This window comes from Ruegeria sp. CL6, from assembly GCF_056536465.1.
In genome coordinates, this window is record NZ_JBQFPR010000002.1 from 164,518 (window position 1) to 190,879 (window position 26,362).

Here is a 26,362-nt window from a genome sequence, read left to right on the forward strand (position 1 = left end):
AGATAGTCATATGGATACAGGAAATGTAATATTGGTCGGTGCTCCGATGGATGCAGGGAAACGCCGACAGGGATGTCGCATGGGCCCTGACGCCTATCGGGTGGCAGGGTTAAAGCAGGCTCTGACCAATTTGGGACATATGGTTCAGGACGTCGGTGATATTCGACCTGATGACACTGACACTCCACCACATGATCACCTTTTCGCTCTGCCAGAATGCGTGGGTTGGACACACGCCCTAGGCCGCGCGGCCCAGGACGCCGCTGCCAAGGGACTGCCGATCTTTATGGGCGGTGACCACGCTTTGTCGATGGGCACGGTCAAAGGCATGTCCGAATATGCCAACGGAATTGGCCGCCCAATTTTCGTACTCTGGCTGGATGCGCACAGCGACTTCCACACCCCCGGCAGCACAGACAGCGGCAACCTGCACGGCACGCCTGTCGCTTATTTCACAGGGCAACAGGGGTTTGACGACTTTCCTGCTGTGACTACCCCGATTCCAACCGATCGCGTCGGCATGATTGGTCTTAGGTCCGTGGACCCGGCCGAGCGGCAACGGCTAGAGCAGGACCAAGCAATGCTGGCCGACATGCGCAGCATCGACGAACACGGGATCAAAGCCCCCTTGATGGCATTCCTTGACAGGGTGCGGGCCGCAAACGGAATGCTGCATGTTTCGCTGGATGTAGACTTTCTCGACCCCTCAATCGCACCGGCTGTCGGCACAACAGTTCCCGGCGGTGCAACCGAACGCGAAGCGCATCTGGTTATGGAGCTTCTACACGAAAGCGGGCTTGTATGCTCGCTGGACCTGGTCGAATTGAACCCCTTTTTGGATGAACGCGGTCGAACCGCAAAACTGATGGTCGATCTGGCTGCCTCGTTGCTGGGGCGTCGAATCTTTGATCGCCCGACCCGGAGTTTCTGATGACACAACCTTCTGACAAGGCGCTGGTGCCATTTGTTTCCGTCGACAACATGATGCGACTGGTGCACCACATCGGTGTCGAGCGCATGATCACGCAGCTCGCCGCCCAGATCGAAGCAGACTTTAAACGCTGGGAAAGTTTCGACAAAACCCCCCGTATTCCAGCACATTCACCGCACGGCGTTATCGAGCTTATGCCGACATCGGACGGTGAAGCCTATGGGTTCAAATACGTCAACGGCCATCCGAAAAACACCTCGGAAGGGCTGCAAACGGTCACCGCCTTTGGGCTGCTGGCCGACGTGTATACCGGCTACCCCACATTGCTGACCGAGATGACTCTTCTGACAGCATTGCGCACCGCCGCGACATCAGCGCTTGTCGGCAGCTATCTGGCACCGAAATCAGCCACAACAATGGCGATGATCGGAAACGGAGCGCAGTCAGAGTTTCAATGCCTGGCTTTCAAGGCCATGTGCGGGATCGATACGGTGCGCCTCTACGACACGGACGCCAAAGCAACCGAGAAATGCGCAGCAAACCTCAGAACGTCAGGCCTGACCGTCGTTTTGTGCAAGACCCCTGAGGACGCTATCGAGGGCGCCCAAATCATAACCACCTGCACTGCCGACAAAAAATACGCCACGATCCTGACCGACAACATGGTCGGACCCGGCGTTCATATCAACGCAATCGGCGGCGATTGCCCCGGCAAAACCGAGCTTCACCGGGATATCCTGCTAAGGTCAGACATTTTCGTCGAATATCCTGAACAAACACGCGTTGAAGGAGAAATTCAGGCGCTTGATCCCGGTCATGCGGTCACGGAGATGTGGAAAGTAATGACCGGTGAGGCACAAGGCCGACGCGACGACCGGCAGATCACGCTGTTCGACAGTGTAGGCTTTGCAATCGAAGATTTCTCGGCCCTGCGCTACATCAAAACCGCGATCGAAGGGACAGATTTTTACGAACCACTCGATATGCTGGCTGACCCTGACGATCCGCGCGACCTATTCGGAATGTTGATGCGGGCACGTTGAACGGGGGCTCTGCCCCCGCCGCCCTGCGGGCGCCTCCCCCGGGATATTTGGGGCCAGATGAAGCAGGGGATCCGTTCTTCATCTGGCTAAAAATATCCCGGAGCGCGAGGCAGAGCCTCGCAAAATACAAACTGCTAACCGGCGAGCGACGGAAGATAGAGAACAATGCCTGGGAACGCGACAAGCAATGCGATAGTGACCGCATCTGCTACAAAGAAAGGGGTCACCCCTTTGAAAACGTCCTGAACACTCAGGTCCGGGCGCACACCGGCAACGACAAAGCAATTCAGGCCGATCGGTGGTGTGATCAGGCAGAATTCAGCCATTTTGACCACAAGGATTCCAAACCAGATGGCGCACATCGGCCCTGACATGCCAAATGCACTATCCGCTGCACTGACAGTCTCGCCCCCGTTCAAAGCCATGACCGCAGGGTAAACAACTGGAAGTGTCAGCAGCAGCATCCCGATGGCATCCATGAACATGCCCAGCACCGCATAGGCAAGCAGGATGCAAATCAGGATCAACATCGGAGACATTTCCAGCCCGGTGATCCAATCGGAGAACGCGCCCGGCAGATCGGCAAAACCGAGAAAGCGCACATAGATTAGAACGCCCCAGATGATCGAGAAGATCATCGCCGTCAGCTTTGCGGTCTCAAGCAGTGCGGACTTCAACTCGGTCCAGCGCATCCCGTGGAAAAGAGCGAAGCAGAACACGATAAACGCGCCGATCGCTCCGCCTTCGGTAGGTGTACCCCAGGCTTTTTCACCAAAGGGGTTGTAGACGAAACAGATGATAATCAGGATCACGGCCACGATCGGAAAGGCACCCGGTAGCGCGGCAAAACGCTGTTTCCAAGTAAATCCCTTGACCGGAGGGCCAACGGTTTTGAACACAACCGCAATCCCCACGATCAGCAATCCATAGACCACGGCCGAGAACGCGCCCGGAATGAAACCGGCCAACAGGAGTTTTCCCACGTCCTGTTCAACGATAATGGCATAGATCACGAGGATCGCGGAGGGCGGGATCAAGGACGCCAGTGTCCCCCCAGCCGCCACCACACCCGCGGCGAATTGCTTGTTGTATCCGACCTTCAGCATCTCGGGGATTGCGATGCGCGCGAAAACCGCTGATGTCGCAACTGAGGCTCCGGAGACAGCCGCGAAGCCCGCCGTGGCGAATACGGTCGATACGGCCAAACCTCCGGGCACCCAGGCGACCCAGCGTTTGGCCGCCTCGAACAATGCGCGGGTCAGGCCTGCATAGTAGGCAAGGTACCCGATCAGGATGAAGGTCGGGATCAGGCTGAGAGTGTGGGCTGCGACCTTGGAATGCGGCACCTGCCCCGCTGTCTTGACAGCTACCGTCAGAGCTTTGCCGAACCGGTCCGGGTCGTAGCCAAACTTGGCCCAGAAAATCCAGACGAGCCCAACCAACCCTGCCAGTCCAGCGGCGAAAGCCACGCGCATGCCGGTAACGACCAATACAAGCAGGCCACCGGTGACCCAGAGCCCGATGTCAATACTGTCCATCTACTCTTCCTGTCCCTCAAATTGTTCGGCTTCGGCTGCGGCTTGCGCTACGGCATCCTGGATCAATGGCACGGCCACAGGGCTTTCCAGCCCTAGAACAAAGGCACGGCCGTATCCCCAGATTTGAAGAACCAAACGCACGCACAGCACCGAAAACGCGACGGGCGCCAACAGTTTTGCAGGCCAAAGGGGGATACCGATGTCGATCGAGCTGTCGCGGCTCCACAATGGCGCGCCGAAATCGAACGAGCGGTCGAAATGAGACCAGCTTCCCCAGACAAGGGCCAGCATCAGCACAAGGATCAGAATGACCGAGATCAGTTCAAACAGCCACAGCGCTCGCCCGTGCAGGCGCGAGATAACGATGTCCATTCGTATATGCCCGCCATCACGCTGCACATAGGAGACGCCGAGGAACGCAATCAGTGGCATGGCCTGTTCGATCCAGTCCACGTAACCGGGCAAGGGTGCGTTGATTACATTTCGCCCGCTAACTGACCCGACGGCAAGCACCATCAAGCCAAAGACGGCAAGACCGCTTATCAGGGCAAGAAACCGCTCTATCCTCAGTAGATGGTGATCCAGCCGGCTGAGGCGACTGCCATCTTCCAGCACCGTGGCCTGTCCTGCCATTCCGGTGATCCTCTTGTTTATTATTGGTATCCGGGTGCCCTGTCAGGCACCCGGAACAATCAAGTCAGTTTCCGCCGCGCTGCTGTTTCAGCGTCGACTGAACCAGATCATACAAGTCCTGTGCAGGCAGACCCTGTGCGCTCATGTCCGCGATCCACTGTTCGCGGATTGGATCTGCGGCCTTGGTGCGGAATTCTTCGATCACGGCGTCGTCGATCATTACTTTCTCGACACCCTTTTCGGCAAGCACACCGTCCCACTGCTCGAGCAGACCGCCGTAATTGGCGAGGTAGTGGTCAATCGCCTCGTCAACCGAACTGTCCAGAGCTTCGCGGTGCTCTGGTGACAGCGCCTCATAAGCATCAATGTTCACGACAACCGGGCAATTCACTGTGCCGGGGTTCAGGTTGGCCGTCCACCAGTCAGCTTCGTTGATAGTGCCGAATGACAGGTGCGCGTGCTGAGCAAACGCGACTGTGTCGACAACCCCTGATTCCATCGCGTTAAACGCCTCGGTTGCAGGGACTGAGGTAGGAACACCGCCAACCGCTTCAAATGCCTGACCCAGACCACCCGTCGCACGCACGCGCATTCCGTCAAAATCTGCGAGGGTTGCGCGGGGATCACCTGTTCCGACGAGATTGTACTGAGGCATGGGCGACGTCATGATAATGCGCGCATTCCACTGGGCCATTTCATCTTTTACAGCGGGATGATCGTAGACGGCGTGGCTGATAGCCACCTCCTCGTCCAGTGTGTTTACCCCAAGGAAGGGCAGCTCCAGAACCGTGATCGCGCGGTTTTTGTCACGGTGGTAGCCCGCACAGAACTGGGCCATCTCAAATGCGCCGATCTCGATTCCGTCAAGGTTTTCGCGCGGTTTGGACAAACCGCCATAGCTGACATTGATCGTGAAGTCGCCGCCGGTCTTTTCGTTGACCAACTCAGCCAGCTTTTCAACATGTTCGGTAAAGGCGCGACGTTTACCCCAGACCGAAGCATTCCATTCAGTTGCTGCGGCCTCAGAGACAAACGCAACAGTCAAGGCAGCGACGGCGGCGCCGCTCAACATCTTTTTCATCATGATTTCTCCCTTTGATGCGCCCCCTCGCCTGGGCGCTTGGGGTAAAGCTAGCGCCAACATTACAATGTGCCAACCCCGGACAGCCTTCCGAAAATTCTACAGACAGCTCAGTTGAGCGCTAACAACCAAAAGATGAATTAGAAATGCTTCATTCAAAGTCGGGGGCGACCTGTGCGCCCCACGAAAATCTGTGACATTTAACAGTTTGTCTTTGCTTTATTTTTTCCAATTTTGTTGACTTTATTTACAGATAGCAACCAATGAAAGAAAGTTATTTACAAACTAATCCATAGTTTTCTGTAATTTATTTCCTTGTTTTCAGTTCTCCGTATTATCCGGTACTGGGAGGAAGCGGGTCGACATTGCCGGTTCAGCAGGCAAAATCGACTTAGTGAAATTTAGTCCAGAGGGAGGAGCCTCAGAATGACAACCGCTGCTCAGGCAGATGCCAAAGTCTATCCGCCATCCGCAGATACCGTTGCGCGTGCACATGTCGATGCTGAAAAATACACCGAGATGTACGCGGCCTCTGTCAACGACCCTGTCGCGTTCTGGGACGAACACGGGAAACGCGTTGACTGGATTAAACCCTATACGCAGGTCAAAGACGTCAACTACGATTTCGGGTCCGTCGGAATCAACTGGTATGCCGATGGCACTCTGAACGTTTCGGCCAACTGCCTGGATCGTCACTTGAAAACGCGCGGCGATCAGACGGCGATTATCTGGGAGCCGGATGATCCAAACGACGCGGCCCAGCACATCACTTACGCCGAACTGCACCGCCGCACTTGCCGGATGGCAAATATCCTTGAGTCGATGGGCGTACGCAAAGGCGACCGTGTGGTGATCTATCTGCCGATGATCCCCGAGGCCGCCTATGCAATGCTGGCCTGTGCACGGATCGGCGCGATTCATTCCATTGTTTTTGCAGGTTTCTCGCCGGACGCTTTGGCGGCGCGGATCAATGGCTGCGACGCGAAGGTTGTCATCACAGCGGACGAAGCACCGCGCGGGGGCCGCAAGACGCCGCTGAAATCCAACGCGGATGCGGCTCTGCTGCACTGCAAGGACACCGTGAAATGCCTGGTGGTCAAACGCACCAACGGACAGACCACGTGGATCAACGGCCGTGATTTTGACTACAATGAAATGGCGCTTGAGGCGGACGACTATTGCGCACCCACCGAGATGAACGCCGAAGATCCACTGTTCATTCTTTATACCTCTGGCTCCACTGGCCAACCCAAAGGTGTTGTGCACACGACCGGCGGCTATCTGGTTTATGCCGCGCTGACGCATGAGGTCACGTTCGACTACCACGAAGGCGACATCTATTGGTGTACCGCTGACGTCGGCTGGGTCACCGGCCACAGCTATATCGTCTATGGACCGCTGGCCAACGGCGCGACCACGCTGATGTTTGAAGGTGTACCTACCTACCCCGATGCGGGCCGCTTTTGGGAAGTTTGCGCCAAGCACAAGGTCAATCAGTTCTACACTGCCCCGACCGCGATCCGTGCTCTGATGGGTCAAGGCAACGAGTTTGTCGAAAAGCACGACCTCAGCGATCTGCGTCTGCTGGGCACTGTGGGCGAGCCCATCAACCCCGAGGCGTGGAACTGGTACAACGAGGTTGTCGGCAAGGGAAACTGCCCGATCGTTGACACATGGTGGCAGACTGAAACCGGTGGTCACATGATGACCCCTCTGCCCGGCGCACATGCGACGAAGCCGGGTTCGGCCATGAAGCCCTTCTTTGGCGTTCAGCCCGTGGTTTTGGACCCGCAATCGGGTGTCGAGATCAGCGGAAACGGGGTCGAAGGTGTTCTCTGCATCAAGGATAGCTGGCCCGGTCAGATGCGCACCGTTTGGGGCGATCACGAGCGGTTCGAGAAGACGTATTTCTCTGACTACAAAGGGTATTACTTCACCGGCGACGGCTGCCGCCGCGATGAAGACGGCGACTACTGGATCACCGGCCGTGTGGACGATGTAATCAACGTTTCCGGCCACCGCATGGGCACCGCCGAGGTTGAAAGCGCGCTGGTCGCACACGCTGCCGTGGCCGAGGCCGCTGTGGTGGGCTACCCGCACGACATCAAGGGTCAGGGCATCTATTGCTACGTCACCCTGATGAATGATCGCACGCCTTCGGACGATCTTCTGAAAGAACTGCGCACTTGGGTGCGGACCGAGATCGGACCGATTGCCTCGCCGGATGTAATCCAGTGGGCACCGGGCCTGCCGAAAACCCGTTCCGGCAAGATCATGCGCCGTATTCTGCGCAAGATCGCCGAGAATGACTTTGGCTCACTGGGTGACACGTCGACGCTGGCTGATCCGTCGGTGGTCGAAGACCTGATCGAAAACCGTGCGAATAAGTGAGGATGTGATGGACGCTGCCACGATCACCACACCCGCTGTTCTGATCCTTCTCGGCCCTCCGGGTGCCGGGAAGGGAACGCAGGCCCGGATGCTAGAGGACAAGTTCGGGCTTGTTCAACTCAGCACCGGCGACTTGCTCCGCGCTGCCGTGGCTGCCGGGACAGAGGCAGGCAAAGCCGCCAAAGCCGTCATGGAGGCCGGTGATCTGGTCAGTGACGACATCGTCATCGCCATCCTGCGCGACCGTCTGGCCGAACCGGACTGCGCCAAGGGTGTTATTCTTGACGGCTTTCCGCGCACCACGGTTCAGGCGCAGGCGCTGGATACGCTCCTGTCCGAGACCAGCCAGAAGATCAACGCCGCGATCAGCCTTGAGGTTGAGGATGCGGAAATGGTCACGCGCATCTCGGGCCGGTACACCTGCGCCATGTGTGGTGAAGGGTATCACGACACGTTCAAGATCCCTGCAACCGACGGGAAATGCGACAAGTGCGGCAGTTCCGAGTTCAAGCGCCGCGCGGATGACAATGCCGAAACCGTCGCCTCGCGTCTTGCGGCCTATCACGCGCAAACCGCGCCTCTGATCACCTATTACCAAGACCAAGGCGTTCTGAAAGGTCTGAACGCCATGGGCGACATCGACGATATCGCAAGCCAGCTTGAGAAAGTTGTCAACAACGCGATGAACTAGGGGAACTCGGCCCACCCGAAACTCAGGGCCGAATTCCTAAACGAATACTTCATCGGAACCGCCCTGGCGGACCGGAGGGGTTTTGCCTGATGCCACCCGGCCTTGGGCGTTACGAAAAGCGGCCCCAAGCGCTGGAGGACAAAGCAAAGGGTCGCAACAGGAGGAAGCGAAGGAGGACCCCGCGATGGCGGATCAATCAACAAACTCCGCGCAGACTGCCGAAGCCGACAAGGGCTATTGGCAGGCCAATCTGCGTCTCATCTACATCAGCCTCGTGATCTGGGCGCTGGTGTCTTTTGGATTCGGCATTTTGCTGCGTCCGCTGCTGTCGGGTATTTCCGTAGGCGGCACCGATCTGGGCTTTTGGTTCGCCCAGCAGGGTTCGATCCTGGTCTTTCTGGTGCTGATCTTCAACTACGCCTGGCGCATGAACAAGCTGGACGCCGAATTCGGCGTGGATGAGGAGTAAACCCCATGGACCAGTTTACCATCAACCTGCTGTTTGTCGGCGCGTCCTTCGCGCTGTACATCGGCATCGCGATCTGGGCCCGCGCGGGTTCCACGTCGGAATTCTACGCCGCCGGTCGCGGCGTTCACCCGGTCACCAACGGTATGGCGACAGCGGCGGACTGGATGTCTGCGGCCTCGTTCATCTCGATGGCGGGCCTGATTGCCTTTACCGGCTATGACAACTCGACCTTCCTGATGGGTTGGACCGGCGGCTACGTGCTGCTGGCGCTGCTGCTTGCGCCCTATCTGCGTAAATTCGGCAAGTACACTGTCTCGGAGTTCATCGGTGACCGGTTCTACAGCCAGACCGCACGTGTCGTTGCGGTGATCTGTCTGATCGTCGCCTCGGTGACCTACGTTATTGGTCAGATGACCGGCGTGGGCGTGGCCTTTGGCCGCTTCCTCGAAGTGTCGAACACATCCGGTCTGCTGATCGGTGCCTGTGTGGTGTTTGCCTACGCGGTGTTCGGTGGGATGAAGGGCGTGACCTACACGCAGGTCGCTCAGTACTGCGTGCTGATCACCGCCTATACCATCCCGGCAATCTTCATCTCGTTGCAGTTGACCGGCACACCTGTTCCGGCGCTGGGTCTGTTCGGTGACACCGCCAGCGGTGAGCCTCTGCTGACCAAGCTGGACGCGATCGTGACCGAGCTGGGCTTTAACGAATACACGGCCCACCACTCGAACACGCTGAACATGGTGCTGTTCACCCTGTCGCTGATGATCGGTACGGCGGGTCTGCCGCACGTCATCATGCGCTTTTTCACCGTGCCCAAAGTGTCGGACGCCCGCTGGTCGGCAGGCTGGACGCTGGTCTTCATCGCGCTGCTGTACCTGACCGCCCCTGCGGTTGGCGCAATGGCTCGCCTGAACATCACCGACATGATGTGGCCCAATGGAGGCATCGACGGTGGCGCTGTGACGGTTGAACAGATCGACAACGACGCCCGCTATGACTGGATGCAGACATGGCAGAAAACCGGTCTGCTGGACTGGGAAGACAAGAATGGCGACGGCAAGATCCAGTACTATAACGACGCAAATGCCGACATGCAGGCACTTGCCGAGGAAAAAGGCTGGGTCGGTAACGAGCTGACCAAGTTCAACCGTGACATCCTGGTTTTGGCCAACCCCGAGATTGCCAACCTGCCGGGTTGGGTGATCGGTCTGGTCGCGGCCGGTGGTCTTGCGGCTGCTCTGTCGACTGCGGCGGGTCTGCTGCTGGCGATCTCGTCGGCTGTGTCCCACGACCTGATCAAAGGGGCGATCAACCCGCAGATCTCGGAAAAGGGTGAGTTGATGTCGGCCCGTGTCGCGATGGCTGTAGCCATCGTCGTGGCAACCTATCTGGGTCTGAATCCTCCGGGGTTTGCGGCGCAGACGGTGGCCTTGGCCTTCGGTCTGGCGGCGGCCTCGATCTTCCCGGCGTTGATGATGGGGATCTTCTCGACCCGCATCAACAACACCGGCGCGGTCGCGGGTATGCTGGCCGGTCTGGTCGTCACTCTGGTCTACATCTTCCTGCATAAGGGCTGGCTGTTCATTCCGGGCACCAACTCGTTCACCGATGCTGACCCGCTGTTGGGTCCGATCAAGTCGACCTCGTTCGGCGCAATCGGTGCCATGGTCAACTTTGCCGTCGCCTATGTGGTGGCCGGTGCGACCAAGGAAACCCCGCAGGAGATCAAAGATCTGGTCGAAAGCGTCCGCATTCCCCGTGGCGCGGGTGCAGCTCAGAATAAATGAGCATGATGCGGCCCAAAGCGTACTTGCCAAAGGCCGCATCTTTCGACTGACTACTCCCGCCCGGCACACCACCGGGCGGGATTTTTCACCCCGAGACCGAGGAGTATTCCATGCCCCTGTCCCATGACGAGATCACCCGGTTTCTGAAATCCGTACACCCTTATGACGCCCTGCCTGCCGATGTCCTGGACTCGGTGGCAAATCAGATCGAGGTCTGGGAGGTCGAAGAAGATTTCCCCGTGTACGAGCTGGGCCACTCCCTGCCCGGCGTATTCGTGATTTATGAAGGACAGGTCGAGATCAAGGATGAGAATGACGCTGTCGTATCTCATCTGGGGTTGCGCAACTCGTTCGGAGAGCGCGGCCTGCTGAAAGACGGGAAAGCCTCGACAAAGGCCCGAACGCATGCGCCGTCGGTCCTGCTGGTGCTGCCGCCCGAATTGGTCAAGGAATTGATCGAAGGGCATGACGTCGTATCGAAGTTTTTCGACCGGTCCAGAGGTCAGCGCGCGGGACCGCAGAGCCTCGCCACCAGTGCAATCGACGTACTGATGGCCCACAATCCCGCCACGTGCCCGCCCGAAACTCCGGTCCGAGAGGCCGCAAAGATGATGCGGGACATGAGCATATCATCCCTGTGCGTGACGAACGGTGAAGACCTGCTTGGCATCATCACGCTGCGGGATATTTCCAGCAAATACGTCGCCGAAGGGATGTCCAAGGACACTCCCGTTTCGACCATCATGACGGCCGACCCGATCACGTTGTCTCCGTCCGACATTGGCTCAGACGTTCTGCATGTGATGATGGAGCGCGGGATCGGCCACATCCCGATTACCGAAGGTGGCCGCATCGTTGGGATCGTGACGCAAACGGATTTGACGCACTATCAAGCCGTAAATTCAGCAGAGCTTGTACGTCGGATCGCCGCTGCGCAAAGCGCACAACAGATGGCCGTTGTGACCGACGAGATTCCGCAGCTCTTGGTGCAGCTTGTCGCCGCCGGAAACAGGCATGAGATCGTCACGCGTCTGATTACCGACATCGCGGACACTGCAACACGGCGGTTGCTGGCACTGGCCGAGGCGGAACTTGGCCCGCCGCCCGTGCCCTACCTCTGGCTCGCCTGTGGATCGCAGGGACGGCAAGAGCAAACCGGGGTCTCGGACCAAGACAACTGCCTGATACTGGATGACAGTGTATCGGACGGCGACATGGCCTATTTTCATGCGCTGGCCAAATTTGTCTCGGACGGTTTGGACACATGCGGGTATTTCTACTGCCCCGGCGATATGATGGCGACCAACCCGCGCTGGTGTCAGCCCGTGCACGTCTGGCGGGACTATTTCAAAGGCTGGATCGCCAAGCCCAATCCCGAGGCGCAGATGTTGGCCTCGGTCATGTTTGACCTGCGACCGATCGGAGGCGCATTCAACCTGTTCGACGACCTGCAGGCTGATACGCTGGCCTCGGCGCAAGCAAACTCGATCTTTGTCGCGCATATGATCTCGAACTCGCTGAAACATACGCCGCCGCTCGGATTGCTGCGCGGCTTTGCCACGATCAGATCAGGTGAACACCGTAACACATTGGATTTGAAGCATAACGGAGTGGTTCCAGTGGTCGATCTTGCACGCATTTACAGCTTGCAAGGTCAACTGACCGAAGCCAACACCCGCGCGCGTCTGAAAGCTGCTGGTTCCGCTGGCGTCCTCAGCCCGTCAGGAGCACACGACTTGCTGGACGCATACGACCTGATTGCTGAAACACGGCTGGAACATCAGGTCAGGCTGGTGAAATCTGGCAAGAAACCGGACAATTTCCTACCGCCCTCTGACCTGTCCGACTTTGAGCGAAGTCATCTTCGGGATGCTTTCGTCGTGGTAAAGACGATGCAGTCTGCGGTAGGTCACGGAAAGGGAATGCTGGGTTAACCCGGCTGGAATTCGGAGAAGCACCATGTTCTTAGAACTGCTTGGCACCATTTTTGCAGGCGTCGCCTTTGCGGGGGTGGTGATGGTCGTCAACAAGCTCTCGGGTGGTCGCCTGCCCCGCTGGGTTGCGCCTGTTGCCGCCGGGCTGGGCATGATCGGCATGACGATATCCAGCGAATATTCCTGGTACGACCGCACCCGCGCGACCTTGCCAGAAGGTTTGACCGTCATTCACGAGGTGGAAAGCCGCGCGTTTTACCGCCCCTGGACCTATGCCGTGCCTTTCGTAGATCGGTTTGCGGCCATCGACACCGCCTCGGTCCGCACGAATGATCAGGTGCCCGAACAACGCCTTGTCGATATGTATTTCTTCGGTCGCTGGGCACCGATTTCAAAATTGCCCGTCGCGGTCGACTGCGCTGAAAATTTGCGCGCAAATCTGGCGGACGGCGCTGAATTTGGGGACAGCGGTGAGCTGCTGAATGCTGATTGGATCGAGGGCGAAACCGATGATCCGATTATCGAGGCAACCTGCGAGGTTTGAAATGCTGACTCGGCTAAGTCTGCGTCTTCGCGTTTTTCTGTTTTTCTGCCTGCTGGCCATCGGTGGTCTGGCGGTCAGTTCCGTCGCGCTTTGGATCAGTTACCGCCGCATCGCCGACCCGGAACTGATTAACGCCTTTATTTTCGCCGAAATCCTCATGGGGTTTGGATTTGTTGCCCTGATCGTCGCGGTTTGGCTTCTGTTTGATGACAATGTGGCAAAGCCCATAGAGCGACTCTCGGCAGAATTGCGCGCCCGTGCACATGCAGGCGTCAGCACCGACATGGATGTTCGGGCTGCTCGGTATCTGGGCGACTTGGCTCCCGCTGCCGCAGGGCTGGCCGAACAGCTTTCAGACAAAACCATGAGCGTGGCCGAAGCCGTCGCTGCGGAAACCGCGCATCTGGCCGCGGAAAAGCAACGACTGACTGCTTTGCTGACGGAAATACCTGTCGCCATGATCCTGGCCAGCCCGACTCATAAAATCGTGCTCTATGACGGTCAGGCCGCGCAGGTGCTGGCGCAGATCGCGCATCCTCGCCTGAACGCATCGCTGTTTGAATACCTGAAACCTGGCCCGTTGGAGGACGCGCATGCCGCGCTGATAAAGACCGGGCTGGAAGTTACCTGCGACCTCACCAGCATAGATGGCGCACAGACATTCAAGGCCCGAATGAAGCCATTGGGGGATGCACCGGGATACATCCTTATGCTTGAAGACAGTGCCGCGAATATCGCGCCCGAGGCTGCCCGTCCTCTGGTCTATGACTTTGACCTGCTAAACTCTACGACCGACGCAGCCTTTGAAACCCTTGCCTTGCAGGATCTTTGCTTTGTCGTGTTTGACACTGAAACAACGGGACTACTGCCGCATAAAGATGAGATTGTTCAAATCGGCGCTGTCCGGGTCCTGAAAGGGCGTATCGTGTCTGGTGAAAAGCTGGACATGCTGGTCGACCCCGGCATGCCTATCCCGCCCGCCTCAACCAAGGTGCATAAGATTAACGACCGGATGGTCGAAGGGTCGCCGGACATTGCCGAAGCCGGGCGTGTTTTCCATCAGTTTGCGCGCGATGCTGTGATCGTCGCACATAACGCCCCATTCGATATGGCATTCCTGCGACGGCACGCCAAAAGAATGAACGTGGATTGGAACCACCCGATTTTGGATACGGTCCTATTGTCCGCCGTCCTGTTCGGCGCAAGCGACAAACACACGCTGGACGCGTTGTGCGACAGGCTCGATATCACCATCCCGGTTGAACTGCGCCACACTGCCTTGGGCGACGCGGTCGCGACGGCAGAAGCCTTGGTGAAAATGCTGCCAATGCTGCAAGCGCGCGGCATGAGCACTTTTGGCGCGGTGATCGAAGCAACCCGGCAGCATGGCCGCCTGCTTGAAGACCTCAACTGAGCAGGAATAATACAGTAAAGATTCAGCTTTTCGTGGACAATCTGTGCAGGTCGTGGCACCTGATGCGCGGCTACGGATTGAGCGCACGATGACAGAAAACACCTTTACCCCAACCCCAGACACAAGCACCGCCTTTCGTGAGGCTTTGGGCTGTTTTGGGACCGGTGTCACTGTCGTCACGACAAACACCAGCCAAGGGCCACGCGCGATTACTGTAAACTCGTTTTCCTCGGTGTCATTAGATCCACCGCTTGTATTGTGGTGTCTTGCCAAGGATTCAAACCGGTTCGACGCTTTTGAAGCCTGTGAGCATTACGCAATCCACGTAATGGCCGAAGAACAACAAGGGTTGGCTCTTAAATTCGCACGAGACGGGTCTGATTTTTCCCATGCGGATTGGGCTGTTGACCACCTCGGGCGTCCCCAATTGGCGAATTGTCTGGCGCGGTTTGACTGTCAGCTTCACACCCGTCACGAAGCCGGAGATCACCTGATCATTGTGGGTCAGGTGGAAAAGGTAATGTTTCGCACCGGCAAGGGACTGATTTTCAAACGCGGTCAATTCGGCGGGTTCGCCGACCTGCTGTAGGCGTCAGTCATCAAGCGAGCCGTGAACGGCCAGCGCCTCAAGCTGCGTTTCTTGCGGCGTGATGATCCGAAACGCTTCGTGCACACCTGTGTCGGTTAATTCTCTGACCACGGTCAGCAGTGTATTCGGCGCGTGTTCATCGCATAGTTCAGTCATGTGTTCGATCTCGGATCGCGCGACCTCCAGCGCCGCATCGACGGACGGTGCGCCATAGAATTGCACAAAGTGATCAGCAAGATTCTGCATGATCTGATCAAGCTCGGCCTGTTCGATCTGCGTGACCGCAACAAAGGTCACGCGCCCAAAGGTTTCCAACCCCAGCCAACCATTGGAAAAGGCTTGACGAGCTTTGCCCTCCAGATCGCCCTCGCCCCAGTTTGAGAACTCAAACCCGCCGGAAATGCACCACTCACCCGTCCGGGCTGGAGAGTGAAAGACATTCATGTCGCTTTCATCGAAATGGATCGCTCGGGCCAGTTTCATTTTCCGTTCTCCAATAACTCCGTCAGCGGCACAAGGTGCGTGTCTGCCCCGTCGCGGATCAACATACCGAACCTCTCATCCGTGCCCAGAAAGACGCCCTTTTCGCCGTAAGGTTCCCCGACCCCACGCAATAGCCCCATCCATTCGGCGTGCAGCGACGCATTGCCGTCCTCTTGCCAGCGGTTGAGCCATGTCAGCGTGTGGCGCGACCAGCTTTCGACCAACTGAGTCGCCGTAACCTCGGCGCACCCTTCATCATAAATCGCTGTAATGTCTGGGTTTTCTCCGGGCGCGTCGCCGGTTTGCAGTAAGGCTAAATCCCACCCCACGATCAACCAATCCGGTTCCTCATTCGGCGCATCTGTCGACGCTGCGACGTGAAACGTTCCGCATTTCGCACCATTCACGCAGATTGGTCCGTCCCAATCCAAATGCACCGCGACTTCGGGCGGGGCCAAGGCACCCAGTGCATTCTGAAACCCCACGGAACACAGCGGAAGCATAGCCATCGCATCCTGCAAGGGAACTTCGGGCGCAAAGACAATCGCAACACGCAGGCGGTCCGCCTGAATATTGTAGACCACTGCCCCCGCATCACATCCTAGCGCGGCCATGGCCTGGGCGCGCTGGAACGGATCTTCTCCACCTTGTACCGGATGCCCTGTCAGCAAAGGTGGAAAGACCGGCTGCGTCATGCGTTGCCCTTGGCGATCAGATCGCGCGCGATCTTTCGGAACGCATCTGCCTGCGGGCTGTCGGGTTTACTTACCACGATGGGTGCACCCCCGTCAGCGGCGACGCGGATGTCCAAATGCAACGGTATTTCGCCTAGCAACGGGATACCCAACGACTCGGCTTCGGAGGCCACACCGCCGTGACCGAACACGTGTTCCTCATGCCCGCAGTTGGAACAGATATGGGTGGACATATTCTCAATCATCCCGACGATCGGTGTCTTGAGTTGATTGAACATGTCGATCCCCTTACGGGCATCGATCAGGGCCACGTCCTGCGGAGTCGACACGACGATTGCCCCATCCACCTTGAACTTCTGGCTCAGCGTCAACTGGACATCGCCAGTGCCGGGCGGCAAGTCGACGATCAGCACGTCGAGCGCACCCCACTGCACCTGATTCATCATCTGTTGCAGCGCGCCCATCAGCATCGGACCGCGCCAGACAACCGCCTGACCTTCGTTTGTCATCAACCCCATCGACATCATGGTGACGCCGTGATTGCGCAGCGGCAGGATCGTCTTTCCATCCGGGCTGGCCGGACGACCAGAGACACCCAGCATCCGAGGTTGCGACGGTCCATAGACATCAGCATCCAACAGGCCAACCCGCCGCCCTTCCGCCGCAAGTGCGCAGGCTAAGTTCGCGGAAACAGTAGATTTTCCTACGCCACCTTTACCGGATGCAACGGCGATGATCCGGTCAACACCCGCCACGGCCTGTGGCCCGGTCTGCGATGGTTTGGGTTTGGGCTTGAGGTCGGGCGGTGCCTTTTCGGAATGGGCTGTCATCATCGCCGAGACTTTGGAAACTCCACTCACCGTCTGTGCCGCCTGCTCAGCAGCGGCGCGCACTGGCTCCATGCGCTCGGCCTGTTTGGGGTCGATTTCCAAAACGAACCGCACGGTATCACCATCGACATTCAGTGCGCGGACCACGCCAGCGCTGACAATGTCCTGTCCGGATACAGGGTCTGTGATTTTTTTCAGGTTCGCCAGAACCGCGTCACGAACGCTCATGCTGTAAACCCTTTGCCTTGCCCTACCATGTGTCTTTATCTCTTTCAGTCTATTTGACGCATTCGGGTCCGTGCCGTTAGGCTGCCCCTATGCGCATTGTCCTTTTGTGCCTGAGCCTGACGTTCTCTACCACCCCCTCTTGGTCGCAGGAGGCGTTGGGGCTTGCCGCCCCGGCCGAGGTTACAGACTCTGGTCTATTGCAACATATCCTTCCACGCTTCTCTCTCAAGACCGGTATTCGCGTTATTGCAGATGACGCGGGTGTTTTGGTTCTGGAAACGGCCCCGCCGGGCGATCCCGTCTTTGCCCGAGACGGCGTGATCTACCACTTGCGCATCCAGAACGACGCCAGACACGAAAGGTTCCGCGACTGGCTGCTGTCTGATGTCGGCAAACGCACCGTCGAAGGGTTCAGCCCTGACAGCGGCCCGCCGTTTTCCGCCAGCTTCAAGGTCACTGCCGTCCAGCAGGAAACCGTGATTGACGGCAATGCAGCACTGGGCGAAGAACTGTCGATGACTCATTGCGGGCGGTGCCACGTGATCGGCCCCAAGAACAGAATGAACGGTCTGGGTTCTACCCCGTCATTCGCAGTGCTGCGCGCGATGCCAGACTGGTCTGAACGGTTCGAGGCGTTTTTTGCCCTCAACCCCCATCCGTCCTTCACGCAAATCGAAGGGCTGACCCCTCCGTTTGAACCTGAGCGCCCGTCCCCCATCCATCCGGTCGAGATGACACTGGACGAGTTAGAGGCGATATTGGCTTTCGTATCCGTCATAAAAGCCGCCGATCTGGGCGCGCCGCTGCAGCTTCAGTGATCCTTTCTTTTTGAAAAGTAGTCGTCGGTGGTGACGACCTTTGGCTTCGGATTTGACTGGAAGGGATTGTCCTGCTGCTGAAACTGCGCGTTCACGCGGCAGTTGTCGCACATCTGGATCATGCGCGCCTTGTCTGAGGTCGCAAACATCGGGTGCGCACCCGACAGTTTTTCCATGATACGCTCGACCGTCGATTTGACACCGAACAATGCCCCGCATTCCACGCAGGCGAAGGGTTCTTCCTCGTTCAAAACCTGCTGGGACAGAGCCCCATCGCTGAGGTCCAGTTGCGGCACAAGCGTTATCGCGTTCTCGGGGCAGATCGTTTTACACATCCCGCATTGCAGACAGGCATCCTGCTGGAAGTTCAACTGCGGCTTATCCGGGTTGTCGGTCAACGCCCCGGACGGGCACAGCGACACGCAGCTGAGGCACAAGGTACAGGCGTCTGTGTTGACCGCGACAGCCCCATACGGTGCGCCTTCTGGCAGCGCCAACGGTTTCTCAGCTTCGGGATTAAGCGCCTGAGCCGCCAGTCGCGCGATCTGACGGCGGTTGCCAAGTGGCAGGACCGTATCTGCCAGCGGAATCGGCGCTTTTTGTTCATACAGCACATCCGACAGCGCATCTGGGTCGGTCTCGTCGATCAGACCAAGCGCGTCAGTTCCGGCGATCGCCTGTGCCAGTTCAAGCTCACGATCCAATGCGTCCCGTTCTGTAGTCGGCGCAAGCACAACATCGACCCGCGCAAACCCATGCGCCAGCGCTGCCAGCATTTCGGCATGGCCAAAACCGGAAATCACATTCAACTCAATCGGGATCACATCGGAGGGCAGCCCCCTGCCGAAACGAGCAGCCAAACGGATCATTTCAGCCCCATGTGCATCATGAACCAACAGCCGCGGGGCGTGCCCTCCGGCCCGGCGATAGGTTCGCGCAAGGATATGCATCCGCGACAGCAGGGCCGATACAGGTGGGTCTTCATACGTGATTGCGGTTGATGGGCAGAGAGCCGCGCACGCCCCGCACCCCGCGCAAATCATCGGGTCTATTGCAACATGCTCACCTGCCGGAGTGATTGCTCCGGTCGGGCAGATATCCAGACAATTCGTGCACCCCACCTGCTCGGCCCGTGAATGGGCGCAAAGGCTTTCCTCAACCCGAACATATAGAGGCTTCTCAAACGTACCCACCAGTTGCGCGGCCTCGAACGCCAACCGTTCGACGGCAACGGCATCCTTGGGGTCCGCCCTCAGATACCCTTCCCGTTTGGCGGGCGCCTGCACAAAGGGCGTGCCGCCCGTGAGGTCCAACACGATGTCGCAGGACGACTTGGCCTTATCGCGCGGCGCGCTCCACGCAAAGGCACCACGCCCACCGGGTTCAAGTTGCTGCAAAGCGTCAATTGACAGGGTGAACCCGCCCAACGCTCCGTCCAGCGATTTGATGCGCCCCCGCACAACGTCGTAGGCACGCGACACCGGTTCAGCGTCGTCTGTCACCAATACCGTTACAGCCAGCGTGGTCGCCAGCCGCTCGGCCACATCAAAGGCGACTGCTCCGGGTCCAATGACAAAACAGGTGCCTTCGCTGAACACATCCACACTTGGCGTTATTGGCTGAGGCAGCAGAGCCTCGGCAGCCAAGGCCGCCATCTTGGGTGCTGCATCTTTACCTTGCTCGGACCAGCCCGCACGATCCCGCAGATCGACGAACCCCGGCACATCCAGTTCCAGTTCTTCCGCCAGCGCCCGAAAAACGTCCTGTTCCTGCCCACAAGCGATTATGGTGTCGCCTTCCTGCATCAGCGCAGCTGCCGCCTCGATCTCTCGGGTGCATAGCGCCGTGTGAACCTTTGAACACGCCACATCGCAGGCCGACGTTAGCTTTTCGGCGTCAATGGATTGAGACCCCGCGCAGTCGCAAAGAAGTATCTTGGTGCTCATATCCCCTCCCCGGACGTCGCGCCTTTCCTCAGCACAGTAGGCTGTATTCCCAAAGTGGCAATGTAAACCCTGTGCCTGAACGGATTGGGCGCATGCCAAATACTCGCGATAAGCGTTAAAACTAAGGTGTCCCGAGGGTTGCTCGCGAATATGCGATCACGCCTTACGACTAAGGTCGTAGGCATCGGGCTTGGCACAGAGCTATTTTGTGTATCATAGTGGACGTAGGGGAAGGTCGGGGAGAGCCTTCCGGGGAGGATTACGTGGCGAAGGCCGCTAGCCAGATTGAAATGCCAATCGGCGTCGTCGTGCGCAAGACACCTGGTGTGACCCGCTGGGCCAAGTGGAACTGGCGCGCCGTTGCCGTTCTGCCCGGTGCGGGGCCAGCCGATTGGCATGAAATGCGACGCGAGGGTGAGGCCATTGAGTACCATGCCGCCACCCTGCCGCTGACCCTTTGGGCGGACGAAACCGAAGCCTACATGGTGAACCTGTCGGACGGGCAGCCGTCGATCTATCTGGTTTTGCGTGACGCCTTGGATGGCCAGCGCCCGATGGACGCGGTTCTGGTCACCGCGTCCCCGTTCGAGGGGCAGGACTATGCCGATACCGGAGAGGAGATTGTCGAGAAGATCCCGATGACTGAAGGGTTGATTGCCTGGGTTCGGGATTTCGCTTTGGAACATCACCGTGACGAGGTTTTCGTAAAACGCCGCCGGGACAAAAAGCGCACGGACCTTGTAGAGGACGGCAAAGGCGACGCGCGCATCCGGCAAGCATCAGATGTCTACCGCGCACCTCGGAGGATTGTGCAGTGACCGAAGCTCGCGATTTCTGGTCCCGCCGCAAGGCCGCTGTTCAGGCCGAAGCCGATTCCGAAGTGCTGGCGGTCGAAGAACAGGCCATCGCTGCTCAGAAGGCAGAGTTGGAGGAAAAGACGGACGCCGAAATTCTGGCCGAGTTCAACTTGCCCGACCCCGATCAGTTGCAAGCTGGCGATGACGTCTCGGGTTTCATGGCAAAGGCCGTACCTGACCGACTGCGTCGCCGCGCGCTGCGTCGGTTGTGGCGGCTGAACCCGGTGCTGGCCAATGTCGACGGGCTTGTTGATTATGGTGAGGATTACACCGACGCCGCCTGCGTGATCGAAAACCTCCAGACGGCTTATCAGGTTGGCAAAGGAATGCTCGCCCATATCGAGGCTCTGGCGGCTGAGGCCGAGGAAGACGAACCCGAGGTCGAGATCGAGGCTGCTGCGATCGAAGAAGAACCTCAAGTCGCTGAGGAACCAGCCCCTACGCCTATAATCATGGCCGACCTTGAAGAACCGCAAGAGGCAGACGTTCACCCTGCCCCGCGCCGCATGAAATTTGAATTTGAAGGGTAACCCTATGACCGCAAGCGAAGCGCAAAAGATGGATGTCTCGACCGAAGACCGTCTGCGCGCGGATTTCTACAACTTCCTTGGGCTGCTGATGGCGGCGCCGCCGGATCAGATGCTGCTGGATCAAGTGGCCGGCCTGACCGGGGATGAAACCGATCTGGGTCAGGCGATTCAGGCAATGTCGCGTGTCGCCAAGGTGACGAAACCCGCAGCGGCCGAGCGTGAGTTCAACGCGCTGTTCATTGGCTTGGGGCGCGGAGAATTGCTGCCTTATGCAAGTTACTACCTTACAGGTTTTCTGAACGAGAAACCTCTGGCCCAGCTTCGCAACGACATGGCTGCGCGTGGGATAACCCGTGCACAGAATGTATTTGAACCGGAAGACAACATCGCCTCGCTGATGGAGATGATGGCAGGCATGATCGTCGGGCGTTTCGGCACGCCCGCCACGTTGGACGACCAAAAAGCGTTCTGGAACAAGCATATCGGCCCGTGGGCCGCACATTTCTATTCGGATTTGGAAGGCGCTGAGAACTCGGTCCTCTATGCCTCGATCGGCACCGCCGGTCGGGTCTTCATGGAGATCGAACGCGAAGCCTTCCGAATGACGGCGGCCTAGCCGCCACTCGCCAGCGTCCCAAAGGGCGCTCATACGCAAATGGGAGAGGAGACACCCATGAGCAAGACCAAGGAAGAAGGCGCAACCCGCCGCTACTTCCTCAAACTGGCCGGAACCGCAGCGCCCGCTGCTGTCGCCGCCGCCAGCCTGACCGGGAAAGCCGAGGCAGCCGAGCTGCCGACGGACGAAACCCGGATGCAGGATACAGCGCACACACGCGCCTACCTCGACAGCGCCCGGTTCTAAGCCGGACGACGTCACACCCGACAGACGGTTGCGATTGGCCCTGACGTCGGCATCAGCAGTACCAAGCCAGCCATGGCTGACATGGCCAGCAAGGGAGGAAAGAAATGCTTAGGAAAAAGACCAACGGGGTTGCGAGACGCCCCCAGCGGACAAGTATCCTGTCCCAGGTCGGCGAGAAAACCGTCGATCGCCGCGCATTCCTGCGTGGCTCGGGCCTGACGATCGGCGGCCTTGCCGCGATCAGCGCCACGGGTGGAACCGTGACGCCCGCCAGTGCCCAGACAGCGGCAAACCAGGCCGTTGAAAACATCAAGTCCATCTGCACCCACTGCTCGGTCGGCTGTACCGTCGTCGCCGAAGTGCAGAACGGCGTCTGGATCGGGCAGGAACCCGGCTGGGATAGCCCGTTCAATCTGGGCGCACACTGCGCCAAGGGTGCCTCGGTCCGCGAGCACGCCCACGGCGAGCGCCGCCTGAAATATCCGATGAAAAAGGAAGGCGGAGAGTGGAAGCGCATCAGCTGGGAAGAAGCGATCAACGAGATCGGCGACGGCATGATGCAAATCCGCGAAGAATCCGGGCCGGACAGCGTGTATTGGCTGGGATCGGCCAAGCACAACAACGAACAGGCTTACCTGTTCCGCAAGTTCGCCGCCTACTGGGGCACGAACAACGTGGACCATCAGGCCCGTATCTGCCACTCGACCACGGTTGCGGGTGTTGCGAACACATGGGGCTACGGCGCCATGACCAATTCGTACAATGACATCCACAACTCTCGGGCGATCTTCATCATCGGCGGCAATCCAGCCGAGGCGCACCCCGTCTCGCTGCTGCATGTTCTGCGCGCGAAAGAACAGAACAACGCACCGCTGATCGTCTGCGACCCGCGCTTTACGCGCACCGCGGCACATGCGGATGAATATGTCCGCTTCCGCCCCGGCACGGACGTGGCGCTGGTCTGGGGTATCCTGTGGCATATCTTTGACAACGGCTGGGAGGACAAAGAGTTCATCCGCACCCGAGTCTGGGGCATGGACCAGATCCGTGAAGAAGTCGCCAACTGGAACCCAGAGGAAACCGAGCGTGTAACCGGCGTGCCCGGATCGCAGCTCAAGCGGGTTGCGCGAACCATGGTCAACAACCGTCCCGGCACGGTGATCTGGTGCATGGGCGGTACGCAGCACACCAATGGCAACAACAACACCCGCGCCTACTGCGTGCTACAGCTTGCGCTTGGCAACATGGGCACTTCGGGTGGTGGCACCAACATCTTCCGCGGCCATGACAACGTGCAGGGCGCGACGGACCTTGGTGTTCTGTCCCACACCCTGCCCGGCTACTACGGCCTGTCCAAGGGTGCTTGGGGTCACTGGGCCCGTGTCTGGGGTGAAGAACCCGAATGGCTGGCTGGTCAGTTCGCGACGATCAAGGACAAGGAAGGCAAGGACAAACCGCTCCAGAACGAGCGCGGCATCCCCGTCTCGCGTTGGATCGATGGTGTTCTGGAAGACCCGGCCAATATGGATCAGGACAACAACGTCCGCGCCATGGTTCTGTGGGGTCACGCTCCGAACTCGCAAACGCGGGGTCCGGAGATGAAGACGGCGATGGAGAAGCTGGACATGCTGGTCGTGATCGACCCGTACCCCACCGTCTCGGCCGTTTTGCATGACCGCACCGATGGCGTTTATCTGTTGCCCGCCTGTACCCAGTTTGAAACCCGTGGCTCGGTCACGGCATCGAACCGGTCGCTACAATGGCGCGACAAGGTGGTTGATCCGCTGTTCGAGAGCTTGCCGGACGAGGTCATCATGGCCAAGTTCGCCAACAAGTTCGGCTGGGCGGATCGGTTCTTCCGCAATATCGAGATGGAAGACCCCGAAACTCCGAATGTTGAAAGCATCACGCGTGAGTTCAACTCGGGCCTCTGGACCATCGGTTACACTGGTCAGTCGCCGGAACGTCTGAAAAGCCACATGGCCAACCAGCACACGTTCGACAGAACCACGCTGCAAGCGGTTGGTGGTCCGAATGACGGCGAGTATTACGGTCTGCCCTGGCCCTGCTGGGGAACGCCCGAGATGGGTCATACGGGGACTCCGAACCTTTATGACATGTCCAAACCGGTGGCCGAAGGCGGCCTGACCTTCCGCGCCCGTTTCGGCGTGGAACGGGATGGCGACAACCTGCTGGCCGAAGGGGTCTATAGCGTCGGTTCGGAAATTCAGGATGGATACCCTGAATTCACGATGCAGATGTTGATGGACCTTGGTTGGGATGGCGACCTGACGGCCGAGGAACGCGCGGCCATCGACGCCGTTGCGGGACCAGAGACCAACTGGAAAACCGACCTTTCCGGCGGCATCCAGCGGGTCGCGATCGAGCATGGCTGCGCACCCTTCGGGAACGCAAAGGCCCGCGCGGTCGTCTGGACCTTCCCGGATCCGATCCCACTGCATCGCGAGCCGCTTTACACGAACCGGCGCGATCTGGTGGAGGACTATCCAACCTATGAGGACCGGCACGCCTATCGCCTGCCCACCCTTTACGCTTCGATCCAAAAGAACGACTTTTCAAAGGATTACCCGATAATCCTGACGTCGGGTCGCTTGGTCGAGTATGAAGGCGGCGGTGACGAGACACGGTCGAACCCGTGGCTGGCCGAGCTTCAGCAGGACATGTTCGTCGAGATCAATCCGCGCGATGCCAACAACCTTGGTATCCGTGACGGATCGCAGGTCTGGGTCGAAGGTCCTGAGGGCGGCAAGGTCAAGGTGATGGCAATGCTGACCAACAGGGTCGGTGCTGGCGTCGCCTTCATGCCATTCCACTTTGGCGGCCATTTCCAAGGCGAAGACCTCAGGGCGAAATACCCTGCTGGTGCTGACCCTTATGTCTTGGGTGAAAGTACCAATACCGCCCAGACCTATGGCTATGATTCAGTGACCCAGATGCAGGAGACGAAGGCGACTCTCTGCAAAATCTGGTCAGCGTAAGGAGGACGATAATGGCTAGAGCAAAGTTTCTCTGCGACGCTGAACGCTGCATCGAGTGCAACGCCTGCGTAACCGCGTGTAAGAACGAACACGAGGTGCCGTGGGGCATCAACCGCCGCAGGGTGGTGACGATCAATGACGGCGACCCGGGCGAACGCTCGATCTCGGTGGCCTGTATGCATTGTTCGGATGCGCCTTGCATGGCGGTGTGCCCGGTCGACTGCTTCTATCAGAACGAAGAAGGGGTTGTCCTGCACTCCAAGGATCTGTGCATCGGTTGTGGCTATTGCTTCTATGCGTGTCCGTTTGGCGCGCCGCAATACCCGCAGGCAGGCAACTTTGGATCGCGCGGCAAGATGGACAAGTGTACCTTCTGCGCTGGCGGTCCCGAGGAAACGCACTCGACCGCAGAGTTCGCCAAATATGGTCGCAACCGGATCGCCGAGGGCAAACTGCCCATCTGCGCCGAGATGTGTTCCACCAAGGCCCTGCTTGCCGGTGACGGCGACGTGGTCTCGGCCATCTACCGCGAGCGCGTCGTCGCCCGTGGCTTTGGCTCGGGCGCGTGGGGTTGGGGCACTGCCTACGACCAGAAGGACGGCTAAGGTCTTCAAATGAAACGACAGTCCCCGCGTCACGTCGGGGGCTGTCGCACTGATTTGTGCGGCATCCACTGTTTGGTTCGGCCGTACGATTTGACCGTGACGGAGTTGAAATGACCGACGAAATTTACTGGCTGCTAAAGCTGGACCTGAGCCCCGAAAAACAATCCGATTTCGAGGCGCTGATGGCCGACATGGTGGCGGCCGCCCTACAGGAAACCGGCGCAAAAAGTTATGAATGGCACCAGAGCGACAACGCGGTCCACATCTACGAGCGCTACGCCAGTTCCGAGGATGCCATGATCCACATGCAGAACTTCGGCGCCAACTTTGCCCAGCGTTTCATGACGCTGCTGACACCCGTTCAGTTTGATGTTTACGGACCTGCGAAAGATGACCTGCGAGCGGCCCTGTCCCCGGTCGGCGCGGTCTTTCACCAACAGATCGGCGGGTTCGACCGCTAA

25 protein-coding genes are annotated in these 26,362 nt (G+C 58.6%); 18 read left to right on the forward strand and 7 right to left on the reverse strand.

Features of this window, described 5'->3' with window-relative positions; genetic code table 11:
• Positions 1–10: 10 nt before the first annotated feature.
• Together rocF and ACR0LH_RS05790 are read left to right on the forward strand one after the other, a co-directional pair.
• Positions 11–931, forward strand: coding sequence for an arginase (rocF, locus tag ACR0LH_RS05785; RefSeq protein ID WP_480720050.1), 921 nt, complete (start codon positions 11–13; stop codon positions 929–931).
• Positions 931–1,974 (forward strand): ornithine cyclodeaminase, encoded by a 1,044-nt coding sequence (locus ACR0LH_RS05790; RefSeq protein WP_480720051.1) that lies wholly within the window; start codon positions 931–933, stop codon positions 1,972–1,974. The genes rocF and ACR0LH_RS05790 overlap by 1 nt, the downstream gene beginning before the upstream one ends.
• A 134-nt stretch (positions 1,975–2,108) precedes the next feature.
• On the opposite strand, the gene ACR0LH_RS05795 is transcribed toward ACR0LH_RS05790, so the two are convergent.
• From ACR0LH_RS05795 to ACR0LH_RS05805, 3 genes are all read right to left on the reverse strand, one after another.
• Positions 2,109–3,512, reverse strand: a complete 1,404-nt coding sequence (locus tag ACR0LH_RS05795; protein ID WP_170777846.1) for a TRAP transporter large permease — start codon at positions 3,510–3,512, stop codon at positions 2,109–2,111.
• A complete protein-coding gene (locus ACR0LH_RS05800) occupies positions 3,513–4,145 on the reverse strand; it encodes a TRAP transporter small permease subunit (RefSeq protein ID WP_480720052.1) in 633 nt (210 codons plus the stop codon).
• A gap of 64 nt (positions 4,146–4,209) precedes the next feature.
• Positions 4,210–5,226: a C4-dicarboxylate TRAP transporter substrate-binding protein gene (locus ACR0LH_RS05805; RefSeq protein WP_480720684.1), complete on the reverse strand. Its 1,017-nt coding sequence runs from the start codon at positions 5,224–5,226 to the stop codon at positions 4,210–4,212.
• Between the two features lie 426 nt (positions 5,227–5,652).
• Between ACR0LH_RS05805 and acs the strand changes: the two genes are divergently transcribed.
• The 8 genes from acs (at position 5,653) to ACR0LH_RS05845 (ending at position 15,048) form a co-directional block, all read left to right on the forward strand.
• Positions 5,653–7,617 carry an acetate--CoA ligase gene (gene acs / locus ACR0LH_RS05810; protein WP_170617423.1) on the forward strand — a complete coding sequence of 655 codons (1,965 nt, stop codon included), beginning with the start codon at positions 5,653–5,655 and terminating at the stop codon, positions 7,615–7,617.
• Positions 7,618–7,624: 7 nt separating this feature from the next.
• A complete protein-coding gene (locus ACR0LH_RS05815; RefSeq protein ID WP_480720053.1) occupies positions 7,625–8,308 on the forward strand; it encodes an adenylate kinase in 684 nt (227 codons plus the stop codon).
• Positions 8,309–8,492: 184 nt separating this feature from the next.
• Positions 8,493–8,777 carry a DUF4212 domain-containing protein gene (locus ACR0LH_RS05820; RefSeq protein ID WP_170383899.1) on the forward strand — a complete coding sequence of 95 codons (285 nt, stop codon included), beginning with the start codon at positions 8,493–8,495 and terminating at the stop codon, positions 8,775–8,777.
• 5 nt (positions 8,778–8,782) lie between these two features.
• Complete coding sequence (locus tag ACR0LH_RS05825; RefSeq protein ID WP_170383897.1) at positions 8,783–10,567, forward strand: sodium:solute symporter family protein; 1,785 nt, start codon at positions 8,783–8,785, stop codon at positions 10,565–10,567.
• Between the two features lie 110 nt (positions 10,568–10,677).
• Positions 10,678–12,501, forward strand: a complete 1,824-nt coding sequence (locus ACR0LH_RS05830) for a DUF294 nucleotidyltransferase-like domain-containing protein (protein WP_480720055.1) — start codon at positions 10,678–10,680, stop codon at positions 12,499–12,501.
• A gap of 25 nt (positions 12,502–12,526) precedes the next feature.
• Entirely contained in the window at positions 12,527–13,045 is a 519-nt protein-coding gene (locus tag ACR0LH_RS05835) for a hypothetical protein (RefSeq protein ID WP_480720057.1), read from the forward strand.
• A gap of 1 nt (position 13,046) precedes the next feature.
• Positions 13,047–14,459, forward strand: coding sequence for a 3'-5' exonuclease (locus ACR0LH_RS05840; protein ID WP_170558095.1), 1,413 nt, complete (start codon positions 13,047–13,049; stop codon positions 14,457–14,459).
• A gap of 88 nt (positions 14,460–14,547) precedes the next feature.
• Positions 14,548–15,048 (forward strand): flavin reductase family protein, encoded by a 501-nt coding sequence (locus tag ACR0LH_RS05845; RefSeq protein WP_170562998.1) that lies wholly within the window; start codon positions 14,548–14,550, stop codon positions 15,046–15,048.
• 3 nt (positions 15,049–15,051) lie between these two features.
• Here ACR0LH_RS05845 and ACR0LH_RS05850 read toward each other — a convergent pair whose 3' ends face one another.
• Genes ACR0LH_RS05850 through ACR0LH_RS05860 form a run of 3 tightly spaced genes read right to left on the reverse strand, consistent with a single transcriptional unit; the run spans position 15,052 to position 17,284 of the window.
• The gene (locus ACR0LH_RS05850) at positions 15,052–15,531 is read right to left on the reverse strand and encodes a DUF6505 family protein (RefSeq protein ID WP_480720058.1); all 480 of its coding nucleotides are present in this window, start codon (positions 15,529–15,531) and stop codon (positions 15,052–15,054) included.
• On the reverse strand, positions 15,528–16,226 hold the full coding sequence (locus ACR0LH_RS05855) for a biotin/lipoate--protein ligase family protein (RefSeq protein WP_480720059.1): 699 nt from the start codon (positions 16,224–16,226) through the stop codon (positions 15,528–15,530). Before ACR0LH_RS05855 ends, ACR0LH_RS05850 begins: the two co-directional genes overlap by 4 nt.
• Complete coding sequence (locus ACR0LH_RS05860; protein WP_170416933.1) at positions 16,223–17,284, reverse strand: Mrp/NBP35 family ATP-binding protein; 1,062 nt, start codon at positions 17,282–17,284, stop codon at positions 16,223–16,225. Before ACR0LH_RS05860 ends, ACR0LH_RS05855 begins: the two co-directional genes overlap by 4 nt.
• An 89-nt stretch (positions 17,285–17,373) precedes the next feature.
• Here ACR0LH_RS05860 and ACR0LH_RS05865 point away from each other — a divergent pair, with 89 nt between their 5' ends.
• On the forward strand, positions 17,374–18,102 hold the full coding sequence (locus ACR0LH_RS05865) for a c-type cytochrome (RefSeq protein ID WP_480720061.1): 729 nt from the start codon (positions 17,374–17,376) through the stop codon (positions 18,100–18,102).
• On the opposite strand, the gene ACR0LH_RS05870 is transcribed toward ACR0LH_RS05865, so the two are convergent.
• Positions 18,096–20,048 carry a 4Fe-4S binding protein gene (locus ACR0LH_RS05870; protein WP_480720063.1) on the reverse strand — a complete coding sequence of 651 codons (1,953 nt, stop codon included), beginning with the start codon at positions 20,046–20,048 and terminating at the stop codon, positions 18,096–18,098. The two genes, ACR0LH_RS05865 and ACR0LH_RS05870, sit on opposite strands and share 7 nt — an antisense overlap.
• Positions 20,049–20,311: 263 nt before the next feature.
• Between ACR0LH_RS05870 and ACR0LH_RS05875 the strand changes: the two genes are divergently transcribed.
• From ACR0LH_RS05875 to ACR0LH_RS05905, 7 genes are all read left to right on the forward strand, one after another.
• Entirely contained in the window at positions 20,312–20,866 is a 555-nt protein-coding gene (locus tag ACR0LH_RS05875) for a DUF3305 domain-containing protein (protein WP_480720064.1), read from the forward strand.
• A complete protein-coding gene (locus ACR0LH_RS05880) occupies positions 20,863–21,435 on the forward strand; it encodes a DUF3306 domain-containing protein (RefSeq protein WP_480720065.1) in 573 nt (190 codons plus the stop codon). The genes ACR0LH_RS05875 and ACR0LH_RS05880 overlap by 4 nt, the downstream gene beginning before the upstream one ends.
• Before the next feature lie 4 nt (positions 21,436–21,439).
• On the forward strand, positions 21,440–22,051 hold the full coding sequence (locus tag ACR0LH_RS05885) for a molecular chaperone TorD family protein (protein WP_170562982.1): 612 nt from the start codon (positions 21,440–21,442) through the stop codon (positions 22,049–22,051).
• 57 nt (positions 22,052–22,108) lie between these two features.
• Positions 22,109–22,297: a twin-arginine translocation signal domain-containing protein gene (locus ACR0LH_RS05890; protein WP_480720066.1), complete on the forward strand. Its 189-nt coding sequence runs from the start codon at positions 22,109–22,111 to the stop codon at positions 22,295–22,297.
• A 104-nt stretch (positions 22,298–22,401) separates the two neighbouring features.
• A complete protein-coding gene (locus ACR0LH_RS05895; RefSeq protein WP_170793958.1) occupies positions 22,402–25,296 on the forward strand; it encodes a formate dehydrogenase subunit alpha in 2,895 nt (964 codons plus the stop codon).
• 11 nt (positions 25,297–25,307) lie between these two features.
• Positions 25,308–25,901 (forward strand): formate dehydrogenase FDH3 subunit beta, encoded by a 594-nt coding sequence (gene fdh3B / locus ACR0LH_RS05900; RefSeq protein WP_085821701.1) that lies wholly within the window; start codon positions 25,308–25,310, stop codon positions 25,899–25,901.
• Positions 25,902–26,011: 110 nt separating this feature from the next.
• On the forward strand, positions 26,012–26,362 hold the full coding sequence (locus ACR0LH_RS05905; protein WP_480720067.1) for a putative quinol monooxygenase: 351 nt from the start codon (positions 26,012–26,014) through the stop codon (positions 26,360–26,362).